Origin of the sequence: Paracoccus sp. Z118, from assembly GCF_019061185.1 — a bacterium.
In the GTDB taxonomy this organism is placed as follows: domain Bacteria; phylum Pseudomonadota; class Alphaproteobacteria; order Rhodobacterales; family Rhodobacteraceae; genus Paracoccus.
Genome location: NZ_JAHQZU010000055.1, coordinates 2,501 through 5,836 on the forward strand (window position 1 = coordinate 2,501; position 3,336 = coordinate 5,836).

The window sequence follows — 3,336 nt, forward strand, 5'->3', positions numbered from 1 at the left end:
TCTTCGGAAAGGGCGGGAATAGATACATGCTTTTGACCGGAGACGACCAGCTGGACCTGCCGAGGGTACCAGGAGCGATGCGCAGTGATGCGCGGGTCTTTCGTCTTCCGGGTCAAATCAAGCGCGATAAGGGCGTTTGGTGGATGCCTTGGCAGCAAGAGGCGATGAAGGACGTGATACCCTGCGATAAGCCATGGGGAGCCGGGAATAGGCTTTGATCCATGGATCTCCGAATGGGGAAACCCACCTGAAACTCGGTTATTGTCATCCTCGGATGTCAATAACGGGGTTAACCAGGTACTTATCACCTGAATACATAGGGTTTTAAGAGCGAACCCGGGGAACTGAAACATCTAAGTACCCGGAGGAAAGGAAATCAACAGATACTCCCCTAGTAGCGGCGAGCGAACGGGGACCAGCCGAGCCGTGAGACTGACCAGAATGTGCTGGAAAGCACAGCCATAGCGGGTGACAGCCCCGTATGGGAAGGTTGATCGGACGCATTAAGTAGGGCGGGACACGTGAAATCCTGTCTGAAGATCGGGGGACCACCCTCGAAGGCTAAGTACTCCTTGCTGACCGATAGCGAACCAGTACCGTGAGGGAAAGGTGAAAAGCACCCCGACGAGGGGAGTGAAACAGTTTCTGAAACCGGACGCCTACAAGCAGTCGGAGCCGCCTTGCGCGGTGACGGCGTACCTTTTGTATAATGGGTCAACGACTTGGTCTGTCTGGCAAGCTTAAGCCGTTAGGTGTAGGCGCAGCGAAAGCGAGTCTTAAAAGGGCGCTTGAGTCAGACGGATCAGACCCGAAACCAGATGATCTAGCCATGTGCAGGATGAAGGTTGGGTAACACCAACTGGAGGTCCGAACCGACACCCGTTGAAAAGGGTCCGGATGACGTGTGGCTAGGGGTGAAAGGCCAATCAAATCTGGAGATAGCTGGTTCTCCGCGAAAGCTATTTAGGTAGCGCCTCGATTGTATTCTCCCGGGGGTAGAGCACTGCATGGATGATGGGGGCCCACAGCCTTACTGAGTCTAAGCAAACTCCGAATACCGGGAAGAACTGATCGGGAGACACACGGCGGGTGCTAACGTCCGTCGTGGAAAGGGAAACAACCCTGACCAACAGCTAAGGCCCCCAATTCGTGGCTAAGTGGGAAAGCATGTGAGACTTCCAAAACAACCAGGAGGTTGGCTTAGAAGCAGCCATCCTTTAAAGATAGCGTAACAGCTCACTGGTCTAATCAAGAGGTCTTGCGGCGAAGATGTAACGGGGCTCAAGCCACGAGCCGAAGCTTTGGGTGCACAGCAATGTGCGCGGTAGCGGAGCGTTCTGTGATATAGGACGCTGCCTCTTTTGCCCTGCAAAGGGTAACGGAGGCATTGTTCTGACTGTGAAGCCGGGGCGTAAGCCATCCGGTGGAGTGATCAGAAGCGAGAATGTTGACATGAGTAGCGACAAACAGGGTGAGAGACCCTGTCGCCGAAAGTCCAAGGGTTCCTGCTTAAAGCTAATCTGAGCAGGGTAAGCCGACCCCTAAGGCGAGGCCGAAAGGCGTAGTCGATGGGAACCAGGTTAATATTCCTGGGCCAGGAGATGGTGACGGATCCTCAGGGTTGTTCGATCTTAACGGATTGATCGGGCAGCTGCGGGGTCCCTGGAAATAGCCCTCCACAAGATCGTACCCTAAACCGACACAGGTGGACTGGTAGAGAATACCAAGGCGCTTGAGAGAACCACATTTAAGGAACTCGGCAAAATACCTCCGTAAGTTCGCGAGAAGGAGGCCCGGTTTGCAGGCAACTGTGGGCCGGGGGCACAAACCAGGGGGTGGCGACTGTTTACTTAAAACACAGGGCTGTGCGAAGCCGTAAGGCGACGTATACAGTCTGACGCCTGCCCGGTGCCGGAAGGTTAAAAGGAGAGGTGCAAGCCTTGAATTGAAGCCCCGGTAAACGGCGGCCGTAACTATAACGGTCCTAAGGTAGCGAAATTCCTTGTCGGGTAAGTTCCGACCTGCACGAATGGCGTAACGATCTCCCCGCTGTCTCAAATGTGGACTCAGCGAAATTGAATTGTCTGTGAAGATGCAGACTTCCCGCGGTTAGACGGAAAGACCCCATGCACCTTTACTATAGCTTCGCACTGGCATCAGGATTGCGATGTGCAGGATAGGCGGTAGACTTTGAAGCCGGGACGCCAGTTCCGGTGGAGTCTCCCTTGAGATACCGCCCTTCGCACTCTTGATGTCTAACCGCGGTCCGTCATCCGGATCCGGGACCCTGCGTGGTGGGTAGTTTGACTGGGGCGGTCGCCTCCCAAAGAGTAACGGAGGCGCGCGAAGGTTGGCTCAGAGCGGTCGGAAATCGCTCGTTGAGTGCAATGGCAGAAGCCAGCCTGACTGCAAGACTGACAAGTCGAGCAGAGTCGAAAGACGGCCATAGTGATCCGGTGGTCCCGAGTGGAAGGGCCATCGCTCAACGGATAAAAGGTACGCTGGGGATAACAGGCTGATGATGCCCAAGAGTCCATATCGACGGCATCGTTTGGCACCTCGATGTCGGCTCATCTCATCCTGGGGCTGGAGCAGGTCCCAAGGGTACGGCTGTTCGCCGTTTAAAGAGGTACGTGAGCTGGGTTTAGAACGTCGTGAGACAGTTCGGTCCCTATCTGCCGTGGGTGTAGGATACTTGAGAGGAGTTGCCCCTAGTACGAGAGGACCGGGGTGAACGTTCCACTGGTGGACCAGTTGTCGTGCCAACGGCAGTGCTGGGTAGCTATGAACGGACAGGATAAACGCTGAAGGCATCTAAGCGTGAAGCCCCCCTCAAAACCAGGTATCCCATGAGAGCCGTGGAAGACCACCACGTCGATAGGCCGGAGATGTAAGCGCAGCAATGCGTTCAGTTGACCGGTACTAATGGCTCGATAGGCTTGATTTGATCCGGAAGACGACAGACCAGACCCGAAAGGGAACGGCGTCGCTCCCATCAAAAGCAACTTGGACAACACGGTTCCCCAAACGGGAACAACGCTGAGCGTTTCTTTCCCGGTCTGGTGGCCATAGCACGAGCGAAACACCCGATCCCATCCCGAACTCGGCCGTTAAGCGCCGTCGCGCCAATGGTACTGCGTCTCAAGACGTGGGAGAGTAGGTCACCGCCAGACCTGGAAAGAAACGCAAATCTCTCTGTAACGATCACCGATCTCCCGCAACCAACATCCGGCGGGGAACGCCGCGCAAGCGGCCCGGTCGCGGGGTAGAGCAGCCCGGTAGCTCGTCAGGCTCATAACCTGAAGGTCACAGGTTCAAATCCTGTCCCCGCAACCA

At 55.6% G+C, this 3,336-nt stretch carries 1 tRNA gene and 2 rRNA genes; all 3 read left to right on the top strand.

The window, feature by feature from the left end:
* The first annotated feature begins 115 nt into the window (after positions 1-115).
* A 23S ribosomal RNA gene (locus KTN05_RS17020) occupies positions 116-2,947 on the top strand.
* Between the two features lie 111 nt (positions 2,948-3,058).
* Positions 3,059-3,173 (top strand): 5S ribosomal RNA (rrf, locus tag KTN05_RS17025).
* Between the two features lie 86 nt (positions 3,174-3,259).
* Positions 3,260-3,336: transfer RNA gene (locus KTN05_RS17030), tRNA-Met, on the top strand.